Origin of the sequence: Niallia sp. RD1 (genome assembly GCF_024219955.1) — a bacterium.
Lineage (GTDB): Bacteria > Bacillota > Bacilli > Bacillales > Cytobacillaceae > Niallia > Niallia alba.
This window is the reverse complement of sequence record NZ_CP100420.1, coordinates 3913237-3933128: the sequence shown is the minus strand read 5'-3', so window position 1 is coordinate 3933128 and position 19892 is coordinate 3913237. Positions and strand designations below refer to the sequence as shown.

Genomic DNA, 19892 nt, shown 5'->3' with positions numbered 1-19892 from the left:
ATTTTGAGTATTTTTAATAGTGAATTTAAATTAATGCAACACTAGTGATTATTTTTTGAAAAAATGATGAGATTTAGCAATTACATGGTACAATATAAAGGCAAATAGTATACATAAGTGAAGGAGAATACGAAATTGATTATTGGACTATTAATTATACTAGCTTATTTAATTGGCTCTATTCCTTCTGGACTAATAATAGGCAAAGCTTTCTATAATATAGATATCCGTGAACATGGTAGTGGGAATTTAGGTGGAACAAATACATTCCGAGTTCTTGGCAAAAAAGCAGGCTTCGCGGTAACGATTTCCGATATACTAAAAGGAACAATCGCTACGGTATTACCTCTAATTGTTGCGCTTATTTGGAATATCGATGTAGACATAAATCCTCTAGTAATTGGTGTTTTTGCTGTAATTGGTCATATGTATCCGGTATTCGCTGGCTTTAAGGGCGGGAAAGCAGTTGCTACATCAGCAGGAATCCTACTCGGACATGAACCGCTTTTATTCCTTATCATAATAGCTATCTTCTTTATTACACTCTATTTATCCAAATATGTTTCATTGTCTTCCATGATTGCAGGAATTGCCGGTTTAATTTATTCGCTGATACTTTGGGATGATAAATTATTAATCTTGATTCTTGCCATTCTCACTATTTTTGTCGTTTATAGACACCGTGCAAATATTAAACGAATCATAAATAAAACTGAACCAAAAGTAAGCTGGCTATAAAAAGCAAAAAAAGACCAATTTCGGTCTTTTTTTATTTGGCAAGTATTCCTAGAGTATTTTTATGACATAAAATGATTTATTTCGTCATACCTTTTACTATAATCTAAAAGGGGCGAATGCAATTGACCACTTCAAATATAACGAAAAAAATATCCGATCAAGCAACTATATGCTTTGCAAATAAATGGAAGCTTGTAGAAGAAAAACTTCAGGAGCAAACAGAAACCATGAAAACACTAATGGATAGCTTACAATCCTTGTCTCTTTCTACTACATACAGCGAAAATATCGCAAAAATGGTTAGTAGTATTACGCATGAAGTACGTAATCCACTAACATCTGTAAGTGGTTTTTTACAACTGATTAAACAAACAAATGATATTGCGCTTATTCATCAATACACGGACATTGCGCTCGGAGAACTTACGCGTGCAAACGATCTAATTACTGACTTTCTAACTCTATCCAAATCACAATCAAATGAAATTACCCCATTATCTATTAATGAGTTGCTTATAAATTTATATCCCGTGTTTAAAAGTGAAGCAAATTTAAAGGACATAAACTTAATTGCTGATTTTTGCGCAGATAAAGCGCTATGTACTGTAAATAGACAACATCTCACACAAATTTTTGTAAATATTGTAAAAAATGCATTTGAAGCAACAGAAACTAATCTCCTTTCCAGACAAAAGGAAGTAAGGATTACTACAACAGTATGTAAGGAAAGCCTAGTTATAATGATAAAAGACAGTGGTTGTGGAATGTCAAAAACGCAGTTAAGTAATCTATTCACTCCTTTACAAACGACGAAAAAAAATGGAACAGGCATGGGACTTTATGTTTGCAAACAACTGATTGAGAAATATGCTGGAACAGTGAATGTCGAAAGTACAGTTAATAAAGGTACTACAATTTTCTTCCATTTTCCGATTTATGTTAAGGTTAATTAATACTAATTCGAAAGTTTCAAAAAACCGCTATTATGTAAAAATACACCTGAATGCATTACAAACTATTATTTTTTTGTTATGCTATTTAATGGAAAGTGATAAAAAAGACATACAGAAACAAAAGAGGCTACTTATGAAAAAAAATTTACTACTATTCTTAGTACTCTTGCTAGTTCTCATTGGAATAAGTGGACTAATGCTTATGAATGTTGGAAAATCTGATCCATCCTCTTCATTCAATGAGGTTCGCCCTATTTCAGGGAGAGACACTTATGATTTATCAAAAGAAGAATCTAAAGAAATTACAATTGCAGCCATTGGAGACATTTTAATTCATGATCGTGTCTATAATGATGCTCGCGTGGGTGATCACTTTAATTTTGATAACATGTTATCTAATATTACGAGTGAATTAAAAAAAACAGACTTGTTGTTGGCAAATCAAGAAACAATAGTTGCAGGTGAATCGATTGGGTTATCTGGATACCCTACTTTTAATGGTCCTCATGAAATTGCTGATAGTTTAAAAAATGCGGGTGTTGATATTGTCACCACCGCAAATAATCATGCATTGGATCGTGGAGTAGATGCCCAAAAGCTATCGATTGAGTACTTAAATCAAATAGGTCTTCCCCATGTTGGAACGTATTTAACAAAGGAAGATCAAGATAAAATCGTTATTTTAGAAAAAAACGAAATTAAAGTTGCTTACTTAGCTTATACTTATGGCTTAAATGGGATTCCCATCCCAAAAGGAAGTGAGTATATTGTAAATGTAATCGATAAAAAAAGAATGAGTAATGAAATAAAACGAGCGAAGAAAGAAGCAGATGTTATTGTGATGGCCGTTCACTGGGGTAATGAATATCAGCGTTTTCCCTCTCAGGAACAAAAAGAATTGGCACAGTTTTTAATAGATGAAGGTGTTCATATTATTTTTGGCAGTCATCCACATGTTCTTCAGCCATTCGAATGGTTAGAAGGAAAAAACGGCCAAAAAGGTTTAGTAGTCTATTCACTAGGGAATTTTTTATCAGGACAAGACGAGGAGTATCGAGATCTTGGCGGCATGATGACTGTTACAGTGAATAAGAAGAAAAAAGGAAAGTCAACCAGCATTACTATGGATACTCCTTCTTTTTATCCTACCTTCGTTTCAAGTAAAGCAGAAAGAGACTATAAAATGCATCCACTAATTGATTCACAAGCAGCAATCGATAAATATGGACCTTCTATATATTCAGAGATAATGGAACACATGCTAAAGCAAGGACAAGCTGAATAAGTGAAAATTCAATTATTCGATAATTAGATTACATTGCTTTATAATTAATCTATAGTATTTAATTTAAAAATACATGCTTCATTGCCAAATCGGAGCAAAACTTATAAGAGGTGTTAAGTCTGAAATAATTATTGAAATCACTATCTCAAAAAGAATGCATGACAAATAAACCATCATTGGATGATTTTTTTAAAATTTATACGACAAAATCAAGATGCTTCTAACACATGATAACCATGGTTTTTAGCTAATAAAATCGCTTGTTCTACCGTGATTTCACGGTTTACTGGAAGAACATCCGATTTTAAATATAATTCAGCGTTATAGGCTTCTTTCTTTTTGAGAATATTGTAGATAGCTGTTAAAAGCATTCGTGCAATCGAAATAATTGCTCGTTTGTGACCACGGCGTTTTCTTAGCCGTAGGTAACGGTTTCGAATTTCGGGATGTTTTTCACTTTTAACCACTGCGGTTGCACATTGCACCAAAAGTGGTTTTATGTAACATCCAGCTCTTGAAATTCTTACTGACTTTTTCTTGCCGGCACTCTCGTTATTTGTGGGTGTAAGTCCTGCCCAGGAGCATAAATGCTTAGCTGTCGGAAACACGTCCATATCAACACCTATTTCGGAAACCACGGCAATGGCGGAAAAAATGTTTTTAAAAGACGGAACAGTTAAGATTAAGTTGATTTCATCATGGTAGGACGCGGCAAGTGAAAGAATAATTTTTTCAAGATCTGCTTTACGGGCTCCAAGGTCTTCATAATGTTGTTTAATAACCTTTAATTTTTCAGCCTGTTCAGATGTAATGTATCCATCAATAGCGAGCTCGAGTTCAGGAAGTTTATGCTTCATGGAGCCATGAATTAAAGGTTCTAAATCAAATGAGGTGTCTAATGGATCCTTTAGTAGCTTCTCAATAATGTTCATGGAGCTTTTGCCGAAGGTATCCGAAACAATATTTCCAAGCTGAATATTAGACACAGTTAAACTGTTTTGAAGACGGTTTTTCTCACTCGACATAAAGTTAGTCAGCTTGAAGCGATAACGCATAAGGTCACGAAGCTGCCTAATCTCAAGTGGAGGCATAAAGCTTCCGGCTACAAGATCATGTTTAAATAAATCAGCAATCCATTTAGCATCTTTTTTATCGGTTTTTTTACCGCGGATTGCCTTGACATACTTAGGATGCGCCAAGGTGATGTTACAGGAATCTTCTAGTACATTGAACACAGGAATCCAGTATTTCCCGGTAGATTCCATACAAACATCCTGACAATCATTTTCACAAAGCCATTGTGACAGCTCAAGCAATCCTTTTGTATAGGTTGAAAAGCGATGGCGTTTGTAAGTGGTTACTCCTTTGGAAGTGGAGGCAATACAAGCCACAACAAAGGATTTGTGGACATCAATTCCACAACAAATGGGATAAACAATTTTAAAGCCATAGGGAAAACTCCTTTATAAGATTTATAGGGATAGACAACATTGACTGATTGCCCAGCAATAAACGAGTAATGTTTATACAAAGATAAGTCTGCGTGCTCGAAGTCACACTTATTTGTGCTTGGAAAGGCAATCTACACATATAAAAATGCGGTCACTCCACAACTGGAGCAGCCCACTCACCTCCGCGTGATTTGTAGTTGATTGGTATCCCTATGGCTATAGATTTGCCAAAATAACGCTCAGTGCAAACTTGTTTCATTACGTTTTGTGCCTTGAGCGAAGCGAAAGGAATGGATATAAAAATGAAAATTGTAATTAGCGATAAAGCTGCTGAATGGTATAAAGATGAAATGTTATTAAAGAATGGTGACTACGTTCGTTTCTTTGCTCGCTACGGTGGATGCAGTACAGTACAACAAGGATTTTCATTAGGTATTTCAAACGAACAGCCTGTAAACGTTGGTGTCGAGACAGAAAAGAACGGTATTCATTACTATATCGAGGAAAAAGATTTATGGTATTTTGACGATCAAGATTTATTTGCGGATTTCAATGAAGTAGCAAATGAACCTGAATATCGTCATGCTCAGTAAGTTTTTAAAATAATGAATTACTCTACTAAACAAAAAACAGCGGAATGAAGAACATAATTCTTCAATCCCGCTGTTTTTTATTAAAGCTGACATCCTATTGCAGAGGATGTGTGATTCCTTCTTCTTCTAAAATCTTCTTTTGCGTATCACCTAATAGATCAAAATGAGAATAGCCATCTTTTCGATAATGAATCCATTCTTCCTTTAAACCATACCTCTTTCCCCAGTTTTTTAATTTTTCTAGATCGGCACAACCAACTTTTGTTACCGTCTTACAACCAGGGAAGCGATCATCCAACCAATAATGAGTTAAAAAAGCAATTTCTCCATTATCTATTTGTCTTTTCCACTCTGCCAGCTCTTTTTTCTTCAATCCAAAAGCCATTTTCGCAACCTCCCTTTGCTTTCTTACTTGTCTGTCGGTTGCTTTTTAATTTCCTCATATTTATTAAACCATGCCGGAAAAATCTTCTTAAAGGGTTTTGGTCTAAAAGTTTCTTTCGACACTATAATATGAGTGGTAGTTCCCTCCACACAAATTTCTTCATCCTGATTAATAATTTGGTATCCGTAAACAGTTTTTATACCATCATTTGTTTCTACCCATGTTTTAACCTTTGCTTGATCACCGTATCGTAATGGCTTTTTATATACAGCATACACATCATAGACGGGAGCGAAATATCCTTCATTCTCCATTTCTAAATAACTATAGCCAAGATCTTCAATTAGCCCCGTTCTTCCACGCTCAAAAAACTTTAGATAATTAGCATGATATACGACCCCCATCATATCTGTGTCCGCATAATATAATTCAATATCTCTTGTTGAGATAAAGTAGTTATCCATCTATTCATTCACCAACCTATCCTTCGAATTTCCGTCTATATCCATTTAAAACATATTTAATATCGTCTGCTGAAATTGTTGATACATCCGGATTTATCCCTTGTTCCAATTGATCAGAAAGTCGCAATGCCTGTAATTGTACTGCCTCATCCATTATATTAGTGGCAAATCGACCATTTCCGTCTGTTGAAACAGTAGGAAGTTGATCTTCAAGCATAGTAATTGCTTCATCTGATAATGCATAATCATAATTCGCAGCATACATTTTCATTATTTCAATTAATTCCGCTGGAGAATAATCATCGAAATGGATAAACTTTTTAAACCTTGAAGTTAGCCCTGGATTACTTTGTAACAGAGCGCTTGTTTCATTTGGATATCCTGCAAGAATCACAACTAAGTTCTCATTATGGTTCGTCATTTCCATTACTAATGTATCAATAACTTCTTTGCCGAAATCCTGACCGCTAGTACCCAATAAGGAATAAGCTTCATCAATAAATAGTACACCACCAAGTGCTTCTCTTATTTTCTTTCTCGTTTTAATAGCAGATTGCCCGACATAGCCGGCAACAAAATCCGCCCTGCTTGTTACTACTAAGTGACCTCTTTTCAAAATTCCGCAATCTTTAAGAAACTGTGCATATAATTTTGCAACGGTTGTTTTTCCTGTTCCAGGATTACCTGTAAATACAGCATGTAATTGGATTGGTAAATTCTTTTTCGCTTTTGTTTGTCTGAGCTGCTGAACTTTTACAAAAGCAATTATTTTCTTTATTTCTTCTTTTACTTTTGCTAAACCAATCAGATTATTAAGCTCTTTCGCTGGATCAATCGAATTGTTTTCTTCTTCACATACAAAATCTGATTCTTGTAACAACGTATACTTTAATATTTCCTGATCATTTGATTTACGAGAACCTTTACTAAATATCGCATCAAGGACAATATTTCGAACAGCACGGGCATTCCCGAAGCTTTCATCAACTTGTTCCTTCTCCACTCTTTTTAAAAGCGCTCTTTTTCCATCCTCTGTCAAAACATAGTCGTTAGCAGACACTATTCTTTCCCCAATTGCTAATAATTCATTAGGAGTATAATCTGGTAAATGAATCATATTGGATGCAGGAAAGCGACTTCTTAAACCATGGTTTCCGTCTAAAAATTGTCGCATTTCTTCAGGGTACCCTGCTAAAATAACAGCAAATTTCCCGCCAAATTCTGAACCTGTCATTAACGAAACTAGTGTATCTATTGCTGTTTGCCCATAATCATTGCCAGATTGACCCTCTCTTTTTAAACTATAGGCTTCATCGATAAATAACACACCGCCAACCGCTTGTTTTACAACGGAACGAACATTTTCTTCTGTTTGTCCCATATACCCGCCAATTAATTGTGATCGATCGGTTTCTACTACCTCTGCGCTAGGCAGCACACCAAGTTCATGATAAATTTTTGCCATCAACCGAGCTAATGTTGTTTTTCCAGTACCAGGATTCCCTGTAAAGATCATATTTAAGCTTAACTCGTCTTGAATCATAAAGCCAAGTTTTTTTCGAGACTTTTGATAGCTTAAAAACTGATAAAAATCTCGTACTCTTTTCTTAACTGTATCTAAGCCAACCATTTGCTCCAGTTCTTCTAATGAGGAAAGAGAAGCAGCATCACCTTGTTCTTCCTCAATAAATAGGTTTGTCCATTCTTTTTTTAGTTCTTGAAGTTCTTCAATTAATTTTTTTACACTTTCATAATAAATGGATGTATGAAAAACACCACTTATGGATTCCTCATATTCTTCTGCAGATTTCAGTAATGCAGATGTTTTCTCGATTACCTCTCCTAACGTTTCTTCCATTTCTTCATACTTAGCAACAGCCGGTTTATTCTCATACAAAGCAGCATTTTTTTTCTGATTTTTAATATGTGCTACTTCCTCTTCGATTTGTTCTAAAAAGGTACGGCAATTATTAATATATTGCTCAGCGATTTTTCTTTTTGCTGTTCGATTATCGGTTTCCCGAATATTAGGAAATACAAGTTGTTCCAATAAACTGCTAAAATTCTTCCAATCATATTGCGAAAGGTATTTAAGTGCCATTGTATTTTCTGAGTTTAGCTCAATTGCTTTATTTAACCAAGCGACAGCAATCGTATCCTTTTGATTCCCGTGCATACGAGATAAAGCAGCAATCGTTAATAACTGAGAAATCTCAATTGGGTTTTGTGCTTCATTAAGCTCTTGTATTTTATTTAAAAGCGGTTTTTCGTCCTTAACAAAACCATTCTCTGCAAATTCCTTTTCGAAGGATAAAATATCATGTTGTCTTACATTTATTTTCATTTTTTCAGTATTCATATATTCACTTCTCTTAATTAATTTAGCATTCCTTTTTTATACTAACATATTCCTCTATTTTCGTTAATGATTATTACTTTACTCATAGGAATTATCTTAATTAAGCTTTATTATTCCAACAAAATAAAAGACAGAAATAGCTCATCTTGACAAAAGATAAGCTATTGCTGCCCTATTTAACAGAAGAAATTATTCGCCTTTTGTTTGAATTACTTGTGCATGTTGTCCTGATTTATCCTGCATTTGTTTTCCTTTGTTCCCACCAAAGCTTCTAGATTTTGTCCCAATATGGCTAGGTACAAAGTGTTTACTGTCTTTTTTAGGATTACTCATCTAAATCAACTCCTTCTTTTATAGTTTGTACAAAAGAACAAGCAAAATTGATGGTAATTTCTAGCTTTACTTATTAACGTACTTTTTTCAAATGCTTTCTTTCTAACCGTTCTTCAATTTTTTCGATTGCTTCTCTATCCTTTAATAATTGCATTTTATTTTCTAAAACTAATTCTTGAAATGAACGTTTGCGAGGTTTTCTCATAGGTCATTCTCCTTTAGATAAATTTGTACTAACATATTTCCCAAAAAGTTTGATAATTATTACAATAAAAATAAATAATTTTTTAATCTATTAGAAAAGTTTTTGTTTTCAGATAATTAAACAAGGCGTGCACTCCTTATTACTACATTTGTAATTATAGTACATTAGAATCTTTTTGTAAAGCGCTTACATATTCTTTTTCATTTTTTATTCTTTTTTACTTTGTGCCAATTCTCTCATTTGCTCAAATGTTAACATAGTATACGCCTTATTAATGATGACACCATCCTTATTAAGAAAGTACGTTGTTGGAATACTAAGTATATGATATTGATTAGCCACCACATCTTTTTCATCCATTATTACAGGAAAGGTGAGCTTTCTCTCTTGGATAAATTGTCTAACACCTTCTTCATTTCCCCCATCAACATTAACAGCAAGAACAACCCATTGATCTTTGTACTCTTTAGAAAATGTTTCTATATCAAGCATCTCTTTTTTACATGGAGGGCACCAAGTTGCCCAAAAATTAATCATGACAGATTTACCTTTGAAATCAGATAACTGGACCTTTTTACCACTTAAATCCTTTAGTGTAAAATTAGGAGCTGTATCCCCTATATTCAATCCAGTTGCCGCTTGGACAACTTTTGTATGGGTAAGAAAAAAAATGGCTAGCAGCACAAAAGCAATAGAAACAATTTTTTGGTTCATAAAATCCTCCTTTGTTCATCTTTTTTTCATTCACTTATTGTAAGATTACTTTTTCTTAAAGGTTGTTTTCGTAAAGTTTGTTGCGATTACCCGCAGCCGGAATACACTTCGCTTTCCGTGGGGCTAAGCTTAAGCCTCCTCAGCTTCGCCTCCGGGGTCTCAGACTGTCTCGCTAATCCCCGTGGCGACTTCGTGTATTCCGGCTGCTCCATTTTTTCCAACTAATTCTTTTTTTTCTATTGAAAAACAACAAACCTTTAGAAAACGGCCTTCTTAAAAAATCTTTTTTATAGATTATCCAATTAGTTTTATTTTATTATGTTGGTTGCGTAAAATTATTTGTTAATTTGGTTCAAACAAATTTCATTTTTTATTTTTATCCTCCAATAAAAACGAGGCTGGGACATAAGTATTCCAGCCAAGGATAATTCCGAACAATTATACGAAGATGCTAATGAATGTTCCGTATAATTGTTCGGGCTTTTATTTGTTTTTCAAAGGATGTTTCCATGAAGTTTGGTGCGATTCCCCGCAGCCGGAATACACTTCGCTTTCCATGGGGCTCGCGCTGAGCCGCTTCGGCCTGTGGCCTGCAGGGTCTCAGACTGTCTCGCTAATCCCATAGGAGTCTTCGTGTATTCCGGCTGCTCTGTTTTTCCAACTAATTATATTTCCTCTTGTAAAAAGTATGCGAAAGCAGCCGCTATTTACTAGCTATATTAGAAATTGTTCGTCTTTACAGAGTATCTATTTAGTTATGTCCCATCCTCCAGATTGTAGAAAAACCCCCTATTTTTAAAAGTATGATTTTGAAAAAGGGGGTTTTTGATGTTTTAATTGATTTTTACCACAACATATGGAATATAAGGTATTATTAAAACACTATATGTTGTATATCGGAATTGTAAAAAAACGTAATTCTAACAACACGAATTTATCAATATTATAGTGCTTCGAAAGCTTCTGTCAAAACTGGGACGATTTGTTTTTTACGTGAAACTACACCTTTTAACAATGCTGTGTTATTTTCTAAATCAACTTTAAATGCTTTAGCAACAGCTTCTGATTTATTACCTAACGCTACACCAACAGAATCATTATTTAAAATATCTGTTACTACAAGAAGGAATAGATCTAAGCCTTTTTTATCGATGATTGCTTGAATAGACGTCTCTAATTCAGTTTGCTTAGAAATAACATCATTTGTATCAACTGCATTAACTTGTGCGATTTCTACTTTGTATGTACCCATAGAAAATTCTTTTGCATCAATACTTAATAATTGCTCCACTGTTTTATCACTTAAATCAGCGCCAGCTTTAAGCATTTCTAAACCGTATTCTTCTGCATTTACACCAGCAATTTCTGCTAGTTCTTTTGCAGCTTGTACATCTTGATCTGTGCAAGTTGGAGATTTAAATAATAAAGAATCAGAAATAATTGCTGATAGCATTAATCCAGCTACTTCTTTCTTAATTTCTACATTATTTTCTTTATACATTTTATTTAAAATAGTAGCTGTACAACCTACTGGCTCTGCACGATAGTATAAAGGATCACTTGTTTCAAAATTTGCAATACGATGGTGATCAATTACTTCCAAGATAGTTACATTTTTAATATCTTCCACACTTTGTTGGAATTCATTATGGTCAACTAAAATAACTGATTTTGTTTCTGTTCCTGCTTTTTCAATAAAACGTGGAGCATCTGTTTTAAAATGATCTAAAGCAAACTTTGTTTCTCCGCTAACGTCACCAAGACGAACTGCTTCTGCTTCTACTCCAAGCGCTTTTTTTAATTCTGCATATGCAATGGCAGAACAAATAGTATCCGTATCCGGATTTTTATGACCAAATATCAACACTTTTTCCATTTAGCAAATCTCCTTATAACGATAATCTGATGACGTATTTGTTATATTCATACATCCTTCTTTATTTTATCATAACTTACCAGAATTTAAAGAATAGAACATAAAAAAAGAAGGTATTTACTACCCTAATATAAGTATTATCTATAAGAATTATTGTTATCGGCAAGTAAATACTATACCTAACATATTTCATCAAAATAATTAATTGTAAAGATAAAATAAAACTGCAAACAAAGCCTTATAGGCGTTTATTTGCAGTTTCAAAAGGATCCCATTCTATTTAACTAGTATATTAAAACTTATATTGATAGTTTTCGATTTCCCAAGCATGAATAGTAGTACGATAGTTATCCCACTCTTCTTTTTTAGCAGCTACATATTCACTGTATACGTGCTCTCCAAGTGTTTTTAGACCGATTTCACCCGCTTCAAGTTCTGCGATTGCAGCATCTAATCCACCAGGCAAGCTATCAATTCCAAGTTCTTCACGACGATCCTCTGTCATATGGAAGATATCTTCATTAATTGGTGCTGGTGCTTTCAGTCCTTTTTCCACTCCGTCTAATCCTGCAGCAGCGATTACAGCAAAAGTTAGATATGGGTTTGATGATGGATCTGGACAACGAAGTTCCACACGAGTAGCCATTCCGCGTTTTGCTGGAATACGGATTAAAGCTGAACGGTTAGAGGCAGACCATGCTAAGTAGCAAGGTGCTTCGTATCCTGGTACTAAACGTTTATAAGAGTTTACTAGTGGGTTGGTTACAGCTACGAAATTTTTAACATTTTCTAATACACCAGCAATGAATGAATATGCTGTTTCAGAAAGTTCTAAATCGTCATTTGCATCATAGAAGCTGTTTTCTCCATCTTGGAAAAATGACATATTAACATGCATTCCAGAACCGTTAATTCCGAATACTGGCTTCGGCATAAATGTTGCATGTAAACCATATTGAGAAGCGATTGTTTTAACAACCCATTTATATGTTGTTGCTAAGTCAGCAGCTGTTAACGCATCAGCATACTTGAAATTAATTTCATGCTGTCCTTCTGCTACTTCATGGTGTAGTGCTTCAATTGTGAAGCCCATTGCTCTTAGCGTTTTGAAAATTTCAATACGTACTTTTTCGCCTAAATCTTTTGGCGATGGCTCAAAATAGCCACCTTTATCACTTAATTCAGATGTTGGATTTCCATTTTCGTCTGTATTGAATAAGAAAAATTCTAATTCAGGTCCAACTGAAATGCTATATCCTTTTTCAGCAGCACGTTCAACTGTTTTCTTAAGAACGTTACGAGTATCCCCTTCAAATAAAGATCCATCTGGATTGGTTACAGAGCAAAGGAAACGAGCTTCTGAATATCCTTCTGTTTCTGTCCAAGGTAAAACAGTAAATGTGTTCAAATCTGGTAATAAATATGAATCTGATTTGTTAATTGGAGAAAATCCTTTAATGGATGAACCATCAATCATGATTTTTCCTTCTACAGCATCATCTAATTGTTGTGCAGTTATCGTAATATTTTTTAAAATCCCCTCAATGTCCACAAATTGTAGATGTAATAACTCTACACTTTTTTCCTTAACAATACTTTCAATTTTCTCTAATGTAATTTCAGTCATGTTAACTTACCTCACAATTCATGTTCTATTATCTAACTTGATTTCATTATAAGGAATATTTTCTCGTAAAACAATGTTTTTTTATAATTTTTTAAAAATTTTATTAGGTAGCGTTTTCATCATTTTTTTCTTAATTATTCCTTTTTTTGACATCATTTGCTATATTAATCGAGTAGAATTTTGTCTAATTATAAGATTGTAAGATAAAGCACCTTTTCTAACAATAATCCACCAATTAAAATATAGTTTATATTAACAAAATTCCGAATTTTCGTTAATTTAAGCTGTTTTCTACTTTTAATCTCTTGTTTTCTTCTATTTTTAAAGGTATTTAATATTTCCCAACACGAAACAAATAGCTTATATTAATTAAAATTACTTATTTAAGAAAGGGTGTGCAAGTGGATTATTCAAGAGGCAAACTCGCCTAACTTCTGTTCAGAAGTTAAGATTATTTCAAATAATTCGTGGACGGTGATAAACATGCATTTATTAAAGCCATTTTCATTTAGTAAAAGATTCCCTGAAACCGAGGTTATCGGCTCTGCCTTTGCTGGAAATAACGATAATCTAATCCCTCTATCCTTCGGCTTTCCAGCCCCGGAATCTCTTCCGGTGGATAAAATGACGGTGGCTACTGAAGCAGCAATGAAGACACAAGGTAGACAAGCTTTAGCTTATAGTGGTGGTTCTGGTCCTAAAAATATCGTCAATTGGATAAAAGAAAGATCTAAGCTTCGCGAAATTATTGCAAGCGAAGAAAAAATAATGGTTACTGCTGGAAGCTCTCAAGCTATTGACTTAATTACAAGAACGCTTACCGATCCTGGTGATGAGATTTGGGTTGAAGCACCGACCTTTTTTGGCGCACTCAAAACATTTCGATTAGCAGAAACGAAGTTAGTGTCTTTTCCGATCGATGAAGATGGGCTCAGAGTTGATTTAGTTGAACAAGAGTTAATCACAAGAGTCAATAAAGGTCTTCCATTACCTAAGTTAATGTATGTCATACCAAATTACCAAAACCCTGGTGGCGTAAATTTATCTCTTGCTAGAAAAAAACGTCTTGCAGAATTGGCATATAAATATAATTTCTTTATCATTGAAGACGATGCCTATGTAGAGCTTTCTTTTGATGGGACATTTTCTCCAGCAATTTATTCGTTTGGACCGGAAAGAGTTGTTTACTTAAGCACTTTTTCAAAAATCATTGCACCCGGATTGCGACTAGGGTGGGCCATTGGCTTGCCGCAAATTATCGAAAAAATGAAAATTTTAAAAGTCGATGGTTTAACCAGTGTATATGTTCAAGAAGTCACTAAAAATTTACTAGAACAAATGGACATGGACGAACAAATCAGCTATCTGAATAGTATTTATCTTCCTCGGAAGAATGCGATGGTTTCAGCAATCAAACAGTACTTTGGTGAAGAAGTTTCCTTTCATGAACCAAATGGAGGTTTCTTTCTATGGCTTACTTTCCCAACCCATATTGATACGAGCGAGTTCCTAGATGCTGCAATAATTGCTGGTGTTTCTTATATAGCTGGTAAACATTTCTTTTTAGAAAATGAAGGATTTCATCACATGCGTCTTTGTTTTACTTTCTGTAAAGAAGATATTATCCATGAAGCGATCAAGCGACTGGCTGATACCTATTATGACCACGTAAATAGTATTCAAGTTATCGAGGAAGTGAATTAATGCCTAGTGAAGTGGATAATCCTATAATCTACATCAGAAGAAGTATACCACAAAAGTATTTAGATAAAATGACAGCATTAGGCGCAGAATTTATTATGGATCCTTGGCAATATGGTGATCCTGAACCACCAATAACGCAAGATATTAAGGACTGTAATATCGTGTTAACTTTAGGCTTAACCGACTCCTTATCGATTTTACAACAAGCGTCTCAGATTAAATGGGTTCAATCATTAAGTGTTGGGCTTGACGCTCTATTGACAGAGGAAGTGAGAAGGAGCGATATCATTATTACTAATACAAAGGGATGCACCTCTATTCCTATCGCAGAACATACAATTGCAATGATGGCTGGATTAGCAAGAGGCATCCCTTTTATGGTCCGAAACCAGCTCAATAACAGTTGGGCACCCACTCCAATTACTGACTTAGCTGGTGCCACTGTTGGAATTATCGGATACGGTGAAATCGGTAAGCAAATTGCTAAACGTGCTAAAGCATTAGATATGCGTGTAATTGGTTGTAAAAAAAGACCCTCTTTTCTATCAAAAGAGGACCTGGCAGATAAAATAGTTGGTCTTGATCAATTAGATGACGTAATAGCCGAATCTGACTTTTTAATACTGGCTCTGCCTTCAACTCCTGATACATATCATCTTATTAATCAAGAAAAACTACTAAAAATGAAACGAACGAGTTTTCTAATTAATATAGGGAGAGGCAATACGATTGTAGAAAAAGAACTTATTTATCTATTAAAGGAGCAAAAAATTGCCGGTGCTGCACTCGATGTATTTGAAGTAGAGCCTTTACCCCGGGAACACCCCATATGGGAACTAGATAATGTGATAATTTCTCCACATAATGCGTTTTTCTCACCGAACACATTAGATCGTTATATGGAAGTTTTTTTAGAAAACATTCAACGTTTTAAAGAAGGAAAAGATTTAATCAATGTCGTGGATAAACAACTAGGTTATTAGCGTGTTCTCCCATCAAAAAAATGCCGTTAACTTTTATAGTTTCGGCATTTTTTTGATACAAAGATTATAATTAAACTGTTTCAAAGCCCTCTTTTTTCCATGCAGTAGTTCCGCCTTCGATAAATGCTACATCTGTAAAGCCCATTTGTTTTAGTAAGTAGGCACCAAGTGATGCTTGTCCACCAAGTCCACATGTAACAATAACTGAACGATTACGATCCGCTAATTCTGGATCTCTTAGCTCCTCGGGTAATTCCAAATCAGCCCGAATCGGAAGCATACCTAAAGAAATATTTACAGAGCTAGGAATTAAGCCACATGCCCCAGCATCAGTTGCATCTTGAACATCAATTATGTAAGTGTTTGGGTTTTCTTCTATTTTTTGTTTTGCTTCAACAGATGAAATACCAGGTACATTCTTTCTCGCTTCTTCTACTAATTTCCCAAATGTTAATGTCATTTTCATCACTCCTTTATTTTCTAACATATATATAGTAACAAAGTTCATTCACATTTACTAATATATCGCGCTGCCTATTTATAATCAGATAAGAATCGTGACATTATAATGGTAGAATAGTATTCTCCGTTTTCAAGCCGTTTATCTTTTTTTAATATCCCTTCTATTTCAAAGTTATATCGCTTATATATGTTGATTGCTTTCTCATTTGTTTCTATTACAGATAGAGTCATCTTAGTGAGTTTATTTGCAGATGCCCATTTAATAGACGTTTCCAATAATTTCGGGCCGATTTTAAAGCCCCAATAATCCTTTAATACACAAATTCCAAATTCGACCTTATGCTTTAGACGTTGCAAATTTGAACCTTCACATCGTGAGAAAGCAATAATAGTACCATTTTCGGTTTCAGCTAGTAAAAACAAACGATTTGATTCTTCTGAATCTGTACGAATTAAATGCTTAAAATCTGATGGAGTTAGCATCCCCTCTCCAGGTTCACGATCCAAAAAGGTAGTTTCTCTATCAATTTGTAGCCTAATTTGTACAAGTTGCTCTGCATCCGTTTCTTCTGCACATCTTATTATATAATGTAGATTCCTTACCCTAATAAGCTCGGGGATTATTTTCATAATATAATATTTCTCCTTTGATAGATAATTACACTTAAAACCACTTGTTTGTTTGTTACAATTAGAATCTTTATTCCTATAACAGTTGAAAAAAACTCCCTCTTTTAAAGTGGCTCTTCCTCTAACTTCTAGGCACATTTATATACCAAAAAGAAAGAAAAATTATCAACTTTAAATAGAGAGAGCTTCTCTTAATCTATTAATTTCTTAACTTATCACGCAATACCATTGGTAGGATACCACCATGACGATAGTAATCAATTTCTACTTCAGAATCAAAGCGTACTAACACTTCAAATATAATTTTCTTACCATCTTCTGTAGTTGCTGTTACTTCTAGGTAATCACGTGGTTTAACTGTTTCGTCAACATAAACATTAAATGTTTCTTTCCCAGTTAAACCTAAAGTTTCAGCATTTTCACCATCTTTAAACTGTAATGGAAGCACACCCATTAACACGAGATTAGAACGGTGAATTCTTTCAAAGCTTTCTGCAATAACTGTCTTAATACCTAAAAGGTTTGTTCCTTTTGCCGCCCAGTCACGAGATGAACCCATTCCGTAATCTTTGCCCGCAATAACCATTAAGCCAGTGCCTTCTTCTTTATACTTCATACAAGCATCATAGATGGAGGTAACTTCTCCAGTTGGCCAGTAAGTAGCGAATCCACCTTCTGTACCTGGAGCAATTTGGTTACGAATACGGATATTCGCAAAGGTTCCTCTCATCATTACTTCATGGTTACCACGACGAGAGCCATATGAGTTGAAATCACGTGGTTGTACTCCATTATCTTTTAAGTACTTACCAGCTGGCGTATTAACGCCGATTGCACCAGCAGGAGAAATATGGTCAGTTGTGACAGAATCACCAAACTTCCCTACAACTCTTAAGCCTTTTAATGGCAGTACTTGCTCAGGATCTGGTTTTAATCCTTCAAAGAATGGCGGATTTTGAATATAAGTAGAAGTATCATCAAAGGTATATAAAGAATCACTGCTTGTTTGAATCTCATTCCAGCGCTCGTTATCATCAAATACTCTTTCATATTCTTTATTAAATAGCTCAGGTGTTACCGTACGATGAACTAATTCATTTACTTCCTCAGTAGATGGCCAAATATCCTTAAAGAAAACATCGTTGCCATCTTTATCTTTACCAATTGGCTCTTTTTGCAAATCAATATCTACTGTTCCAGCAAGTGCATAAGCAACAACTAATGGCGGTGATGCTAAATAGTTTGCTTTTACTAGCGGATGGATACGCCCTTCAAAGTTACGGTTGCCTGATAACACACTTGTTACAAGTAAATCGGAATCAGAAATAGCTTTCTCGATTTCATCTCTTAGTGGACCAGAGTTACCGATACATGTTGTACAGCCATATCCTACTAGGTTAAATCCAATTTGTTCTAAATATGGTAGAAGTCCTGAATCTCTTAAATAACCTGTAACTACTTTAGAACCAGGCGCTAAGGATGTTTTAACAAATTTAGGTACTTCCATTCCTTTTTCTACTGCTTTTTTTGCAACTAATCCCGCACCGACTAATACGTATGGATTAGATGTATTCGTACAGCTTGTAATTGCAGCAATTGCAACAGAACCAGTTTTCATCGTAGTAGAATCTCCATTTGCAAAATCAACTACTACTTCTTTGTCAAATTCGTCTGCTTCTAATCCAAAACCTTGGTTTCCTTCTGGAGCAGTTACTGATTTATTGAAAACTTCTTTTAATTTAGAAAGTGGAATCAAATCCTGTGGTCTTTTTGGACCAGATAGATTTGGCTCAATTTCTGCTAGATTAATTTCAACAACTTCTGTATAAACAGGCTCTAACGTTGGATCGAAGAATAATCCATTTTCTTTGCAATAAGCTTCCACGACATTAATTTGCTCTTCTGAACGTCCAGTTAGGCGCATATAAGCTAAAGATTCTTTATCAACTGGGAAGAATCCGCATGTTGCCCCATATTCTGGTGCCATATTGGCAATTGTCGCACGGTCTGCAAGTGGTAATTGCGTCACACCAGGTCCGTAGAACTCAACAAACTTTCCTACTACCCCTTTTGCCCGAAGCACTTGCGTTACTTTTAATGCAAGGTCAGTTGCTGTTGAACCATTTGGCATTTCACCAACAAGTTTAACGCCAACTACTTCTGGTACTGGAAAATAAGAAGGTTGTCCTAACATACCTGCTTCTGCTTCAATACCGCCAACACCCCAACCAAGAACACCGATTCCGTTGATCATTGTCGTATGAGAATCTGTTCCAACAAGTGTGTCTGGGAATGTTTCATATTCGCCGTCTGCTGTTTCATTTACATGAACTACATTTGCTAAATATTCTAAATTCACTTGGTGAACGATGCCTGTTGCTGGTGGTACAGCACGATAGTTATCAAATGCTTTTTGCGCCCAGCTTAGGAATTGATATCTTTCCGCATTTCTTTCAAACTCTAATTCCATATTTGCTTTTAATGCATCAGGAGTTCCATATTTATCAACCTGAACACTATGGTCAATAACTAAATCTACTGGTTTCTCCGGATTAATTTTACTAGGATCTCCGCCTAAGTCAGCCATTGCTTTTCTCAAGGAAGCAAGGTCCACTACTGCAGGAACTCCTGTAAAGTCTTGGAGGATTACCCTCGAAGGTTTAAATGGTACATCAATTTCCTTTACCTCGTCAGTTCCCCATTTTGCGAGGTTTTCTACATGTTCTTGTTTAATAACAAAATCATCCATTTGTCGTAAAACAGATTCTAGTAACACTTTGATAGAATACGGCAATTTTGAAATCGTACCGATTCCCTTCTTTTCTAAAGCTGCTAATTGATAGTAGTGATAACGCTTTCCACCAACTTCAAACGATTGGCGGGCATTATAAAAATCTTTTGCCATATGTATTACCCCCTCATTGTAATCATATACCAAAAATAGAAAAATAGTCGAACAATTTGATCTCTCTATTATCTATTTACCATCTATAATTTTAATACAAGGATTGTGATAAGTAAATAATAAGAAAGTTATCAAATACGATAAGTTTTTCTTATCAGTTATTTTTTTTATCTCCTTTTCATTGACTTAATAGTTAGAACAATTACGTTGCATTACACTTCACTT

At 34.8% G+C, this 19892-nt stretch carries 18 protein-coding genes; 6 read left to right on the top strand and 12 right to left on the bottom strand.

Translation table 11 applies throughout. The features are described from left to right. The first annotated feature begins 135 nt into the window (after nucleotides 1-135). The 3 genes from plsY to NKG37_RS18750 all read left to right on the top strand — a co-directional run bounded on the left by plsY (nucleotide 136) and on the right by NKG37_RS18750 (nucleotide 2976). Nucleotides 136-738, top strand: coding sequence for a glycerol-3-phosphate 1-O-acyltransferase PlsY (gene plsY / locus NKG37_RS18760; RefSeq protein ID WP_016205350.1), 603 nt, complete (start codon nucleotides 136-138; stop codon nucleotides 736-738). A 122-nt stretch (nucleotides 739-860) separates the two neighbouring features. Further along, a complete protein-coding gene (locus NKG37_RS18755) occupies nucleotides 861-1691 on the top strand; it encodes a sensor histidine kinase (protein ID WP_169188561.1) in 831 nt (276 codons plus the stop codon). 133 nt (nucleotides 1692-1824) lie between these two features. Beyond that, complete coding sequence (locus NKG37_RS18750; RefSeq protein WP_254415097.1) at nucleotides 1825-2976, top strand: CapA family protein; 1152 nt, start codon at nucleotides 1825-1827, stop codon at nucleotides 2974-2976. Between the two features lie 209 nt (nucleotides 2977-3185). On the opposite strand, the gene NKG37_RS18745 is transcribed toward NKG37_RS18750, so the two are convergent. Then, a complete protein-coding gene (locus NKG37_RS18745; protein WP_254415096.1) occupies nucleotides 3186-4367 on the bottom strand; it encodes an IS110 family RNA-guided transposase in 1182 nt (393 codons plus the stop codon). Between the two features lie 362 nt (nucleotides 4368-4729). Between NKG37_RS18745 and NKG37_RS18740 the strand changes: the two genes are divergently transcribed. Continuing rightward, nucleotides 4730-5020 carry a HesB/YadR/YfhF family protein gene (locus NKG37_RS18740; RefSeq protein WP_016205353.1) on the top strand — a complete coding sequence of 97 codons (291 nt, stop codon included), beginning with the start codon at nucleotides 4730-4732 and terminating at the stop codon, nucleotides 5018-5020. A gap of 94 nt (nucleotides 5021-5114) precedes the next feature. Here the strand turns inward: NKG37_RS18740 and NKG37_RS18735 are convergent, their stop codons facing one another. The 8 genes from NKG37_RS18735 to glnA all read right to left on the bottom strand — a co-directional run bounded on the left by NKG37_RS18735 (nucleotide 5115) and on the right by glnA (nucleotide 12983). Next, nucleotides 5115-5405, bottom strand: a complete 291-nt coding sequence (locus NKG37_RS18735; protein ID WP_016205354.1) for a hypothetical protein — start codon at nucleotides 5403-5405, stop codon at nucleotides 5115-5117. A 23-nt stretch (nucleotides 5406-5428) separates the two neighbouring features. Then, nucleotides 5429-5869, bottom strand: coding sequence for an acyl-CoA thioesterase (locus tag NKG37_RS18730; protein ID WP_101731200.1), 441 nt, complete (start codon nucleotides 5867-5869; stop codon nucleotides 5429-5431). Between the two features lie 16 nt (nucleotides 5870-5885). Next, nucleotides 5886-8228 (bottom strand): AAA family ATPase, encoded by a 2343-nt coding sequence (locus NKG37_RS18725; protein WP_169188559.1) that lies wholly within the window; start codon nucleotides 8226-8228, stop codon nucleotides 5886-5888. A 189-nt stretch (nucleotides 8229-8417) separates the two neighbouring features. After that, complete coding sequence (locus NKG37_RS18720) at nucleotides 8418-8561, bottom strand: acid-soluble spore protein N (RefSeq protein ID WP_016205356.1); 144 nt, start codon at nucleotides 8559-8561, stop codon at nucleotides 8418-8420. 73 nt (nucleotides 8562-8634) lie between these two features. Further along, a complete protein-coding gene (locus NKG37_RS18715; protein WP_016205357.1) occupies nucleotides 8635-8766 on the bottom strand; it encodes an FbpB family small basic protein in 132 nt (43 codons plus the stop codon). 207 nt (nucleotides 8767-8973) lie between these two features. Beyond that, nucleotides 8974-9480 (bottom strand): redoxin domain-containing protein, encoded by a 507-nt coding sequence (locus tag NKG37_RS18710; protein WP_169188558.1) that lies wholly within the window; start codon nucleotides 9478-9480, stop codon nucleotides 8974-8976. Nucleotides 9481-10423: 943 nt separating this feature from the next. Next, nucleotides 10424-11356, bottom strand: a complete 933-nt coding sequence (locus tag NKG37_RS18705; RefSeq protein ID WP_016204821.1) for a manganese-dependent inorganic pyrophosphatase — start codon at nucleotides 11354-11356, stop codon at nucleotides 10424-10426. 292 nt (nucleotides 11357-11648) lie between these two features. Continuing rightward, entirely contained in the window at nucleotides 11649-12983 is a 1335-nt protein-coding gene (gene glnA, locus NKG37_RS18700; RefSeq protein WP_254415095.1) for a type I glutamate--ammonia ligase, read from the bottom strand. 483 nt (nucleotides 12984-13466) lie between these two features. Here glnA and NKG37_RS18695 point away from each other — a divergent pair, with 483 nt between their 5' ends. Both NKG37_RS18695 and NKG37_RS18690 read left to right on the top strand, forming a co-directional pair. After that, entirely contained in the window at nucleotides 13467-14687 is a 1221-nt protein-coding gene (locus NKG37_RS18695; protein WP_254415094.1) for an aminotransferase-like domain-containing protein, read from the top strand. After that, on the top strand, nucleotides 14687-15670 hold the full coding sequence (locus NKG37_RS18690) for a D-2-hydroxyacid dehydrogenase (protein ID WP_016204823.1): 984 nt from the start codon (nucleotides 14687-14689) through the stop codon (nucleotides 15668-15670). The genes NKG37_RS18695 and NKG37_RS18690 overlap by 1 nt, the downstream gene beginning before the upstream one ends. A gap of 70 nt (nucleotides 15671-15740) precedes the next feature. Here the strand turns inward: NKG37_RS18690 and NKG37_RS18685 are convergent, their stop codons facing one another. From NKG37_RS18685 to acnA, 3 genes are all read right to left on the bottom strand, one after another. Beyond that, complete coding sequence (locus NKG37_RS18685) at nucleotides 15741-16130, bottom strand: rhodanese-like domain-containing protein (RefSeq protein ID WP_101731206.1); 390 nt, start codon at nucleotides 16128-16130, stop codon at nucleotides 15741-15743. Between the two features lie 74 nt (nucleotides 16131-16204). Further along, complete coding sequence (locus NKG37_RS18680) at nucleotides 16205-16762, bottom strand: GNAT family N-acetyltransferase (RefSeq protein ID WP_169188555.1); 558 nt, start codon at nucleotides 16760-16762, stop codon at nucleotides 16205-16207. A 199-nt stretch (nucleotides 16763-16961) separates the two neighbouring features. Further along, nucleotides 16962-19667, bottom strand: a complete 2706-nt coding sequence (gene acnA, locus NKG37_RS18675) for an aconitate hydratase AcnA (RefSeq protein WP_254415093.1) — start codon at nucleotides 19665-19667, stop codon at nucleotides 16962-16964. Nucleotides 19668-19892: the final 225 nt, after the last annotated feature.